Here is a 3188-nt window from a genome sequence, read left to right on the forward strand (position 1 = left end):
CGGCCCGCGCCCCCCCGGGGCCCCGGGCCCCGGGCCCCCCGCCGCCCCGCCCCCGCCGCCCCCGGGGGGGGGGCCCCCGCCGCCCCGGCCGTGCCGTGGTGCCCGCTGTGGCCCGCGACCATGTGCCAGACCTCGTGCCCGAAGATGATCAGCTGGTGGACGGGGTGGGTGCCGGCCTGGACGCAGATGACATCGCGGTCCGCCATGTCGAGATAGAGCCCGCTCGCCGTCTGCGGCGGGAAGTCCACGAAACGCAGCACCACCGGCCTGCCCCGGCGCTCGGCGAGCCGGGCGCACAGCGCGGCGAAGACTTCCTCCGGTCCGGTGGGCCCGGCCTGTTCGAGAGCGCCCGCGAGATCCTCACGGAGCTGGCGCATGGCGCTCCTGGTGCCCACTGCACTCTCCCCCGGCTCGATCGGCGGCTCAGCCTGGCACCACACCGTACAGAGGGTTCGGTGCGGGGTCTCGGGTGCCCGGCGAGGTTGCGAGTTTTCCGGACACGATCAGGGCGTGTCAGCCACGCGGCGGGGCTCCGGACGGTCCGCGACGAGCCGGAGAGTGCGCCGGTTGGGGCCGTAATGGGTATGCCGGTCCCACCCGCCGGCGCGGAACGGGCGCGACCTCGCGCCGCGCCCGGCTCCTCCGAACCTTTGGCGGGATTCTGCTGGCCGCTCCATCCCCGGGGAACCCGGGGGCCTCCGGCGCCGTCGAACCGGACCCGGGACCGCGCCCCGGCGGATCAGCCCCGCGACGGGGCGGCGCGCCGCAGCACCTCGTGGACCAGCGGTGAGGAGCGCAGCGCGAGCGACATCTCCACGAGATCGTCCGCCCGGGTGGACGGCTGCGCGGGCCGGGCGCCGGGGAAGAGTTCGGTCCGGCCCGGGTCCGCCGCACAGGCGTCGCCCGCCGCGGCGATCATCGCCGCGTCCGCGAGAATCCCCGCCCGCGCGGGGCAGTGCCCGAGCGCCAGGGCGCGCGCGTGCACCTCCTCGTACACCCCGGTGTCGAAGTACGGCCGCAGGAAGATGATCCCGTCGTGGATCGCGGCCTCCCGCCGGATCAGCCGCAGCTCCAGCGAGGCCCAGGGGCCGATCGTCACCGAGGGGCCGCCCTGGCACGCCGAGCCGGTCAGCCGGCCCGCCAGCGGGCCGAGCCTGCGGTAGCGCACGGCGGTGCGCCAGCCGATGCCGAGACGCTGGGCCACCAGCGGCAGCACGAAACCGCCGCCGACCAGCGGGGCGGCGACGGAGACCAGGGGCGGGGCCACCGAGGTGCTGAGCCCGTCCCAGTCGCGGCCGGCCCAGCGGGCCGCCACCGCGGCGAGTTTGACGCCGTCGAAACCGAGATTGAGGACATAGCCGACGACGATCAGCACCAGACCCGCCCGCAGCACCCCGGTGACCCGCCGCGACCAGCGCCAGCACAGCACCGCCGTCACCACCGCCGCGACCGCGTGCGCCAGCAGATAGAGGACGATCATCTCGCGGATGAACGGGGTGGTGGCGTAGTGGGTGTCGAAGTCCCGCAGCCGCTCCTCTGGCGCCTCGCCGAGCAGGAACATGGTGTTCAGCGCGAGGATCACCGCGCTGTAGGCGATCACACACATCCGGGAGGTCCGGCGGGTGGTGTCCGTGGTGCCGCCGCGCCAGATGACGATGAGAATGAGACAGGCGCCGCTGAAGGCGGTGATCGCGCTGTAGACCACGGGCGCGGCGAGGTTGGGGACACCGCTGATCCGGTTGATCGCCGCGATCGTCGGCACCGCGGCGAGCAGGAAGACCAGCCCGCCCATCAGGAGCAGCCCGCAGACGGCCCCCAGCAGGATGTCCTGCCGGTTGCGGCAGAGCGCGGGCAGCTTCAGCAGAAACGCGCCGAAGAGCAGCACGGCCGGGATGATCATGCCGGCGTTCCCCATCGGCCACCGGCTCTCAGCGGGCCTCGGCGGGGCGGGTCACGCCGCGCGGCGCGCGGTGCCCGAGCGAGGCGTGTATCCGGGCGGCCACCCCGCCCTGGGGCGGGGCGCCGGAGCCAGCCCGGCACTCCAGCAGCGGGCGCAGCTCGGTGCCGAGCATCAGCCCGAACAGCTCCGCCGCGCTCTCCTCGGCGCCGCCGAAGCCGGAGCGGGCGGCGGTGTCGGCGATCATCTCGCGCAGGCCCGCGAGATCCGGGAGCGCGGCTCCCGACACCAGGGCCCGCGCGGCGCCGTCCGCGTGGCCGCCCCGGTGGCCGGCGTGCATGTGCCAGATCTCATGGCCGGTGATGACCAGTTGGTGCTGGGGCGGGGCGCTCTCCTCGACCACGATCAGATCGTGGTCGCCCCGGTCCGACCAGAGCCCGCTGACGGTTCCCGGCGGGAAGTGCCGGAACACGATGCGGACCTCGCGCCGCCGCTGCGCGCTCAGATTCGCGGCGAGGGCCCCGAAGACCGAGGCGGGCTCGGCGGGAACGGACAGCCGCAGACTTCCCGCCAGCCGCGCGCACAGCCGGCGCATCTCCCTCTTCCTGCCGCACACAGCACCCCACCCCGTCCGACCCCGTCCCCGACGCGGGCCCGAGGCCCCGCGTCCTGCAATCACCCCTGGTGCCGGTGCACTTCGGGCGACTTCCCCCGCGCAACCGTACTTCGTACACGCGTACCCCGCGCACGACGGTCTCCCAAGTCGCCACCACCGGGCCAGCCTCCGGGGGCCCTCAGGCTCTGGCGCGGTGACAGCCTGAGGGGGTGCGTATGGGGTGATGTGTGATGTACGGGGGAATGTCTGCCGAATCGCCCCCCAGGTGTGCCCTTTCAGGGGTTCGCTTGGGTTCGCTTGGGTTCGCTGGGGGCGGGGGTGCCGCGTCCACGCGGCCTCGCCGGTGCTTGAGGCGGACCTTGGCCAGGGCCTTGCCGGGGGCTGGGGCGCACCGCCCCGGCCGCGCCGGCGTTCGGGCCGCGCCCCCTCGGCTCCGCCGGGGGCTGGGACACATCGCCCCGGCCGCGCCGGCGTTCGTGCCACGCCCCCCTCGGCTCCGCCGGCGACTGAGCCGCACCCTTTCAGCCTCGTCGGCGTTTCAGGCGCACCCCTTCAGCCTGCCCCGTGTTTTGGGCCGCACCCTTTCAGCCCCGCTGGCGACCTGAGCAACCCAAGCCCCTCCGGCGTTTGAGGAGCGGGGGTTCGGGGGGCGGCCCCCCCCCCGGGGCCCCCCGC

Annotated in this window: 2 protein-coding genes and 1 pseudogene; all 3 read right to left on the reverse strand. The window is 75.0% G+C overall.

From position 1 onward, the window contains the following. A pseudogene (locus tag ABT122_RS33390) lies at positions 1-377 on the reverse strand (hypothetical protein); the annotation flags it as partial. 362 nt (positions 378-739) lie between these two features. After that, positions 740-1900 (reverse strand): MAB_1171c family putative transporter, encoded by a 1161-nt coding sequence (locus tag ABT122_RS33395; protein WP_351559921.1) that lies wholly within the window; start codon positions 1898-1900, stop codon positions 740-742. A gap of 28 nt (positions 1901-1928) precedes the next feature. After that, positions 1929-2492 (reverse strand): toxin-antitoxin system, toxin component, encoded by a 564-nt coding sequence (locus ABT122_RS33400; RefSeq protein ID WP_351559923.1) that lies wholly within the window; start codon positions 2490-2492, stop codon positions 1929-1931. Positions 2493-3188: the final 696 nt, after the last annotated feature.

This window comes from Streptomyces sp. NPDC001985 (assembly GCF_040296845.1).
Classification (GTDB): domain Bacteria; phylum Actinomycetota; class Actinomycetes; order Streptomycetales; family Streptomycetaceae; genus Streptomyces.

Bases quoted from the DNA above. Each gene is read 5' to 3' on its own strand.
- ABT122_RS33395 (WP_351559921.1), bottom strand. From the start codon at position 1,900: ATGATCATCCCGGCCGTGCTGCTCTTCGGCGCGTTTCTGCTGAAGCTG.
- ABT122_RS33400 (WP_351559923.1), bottom strand. From the start codon at position 2,492: ATGCGCCGGCTGTGCGCGCGGCTGGCGGGAAGTCTGCGGCTGTCCGTT.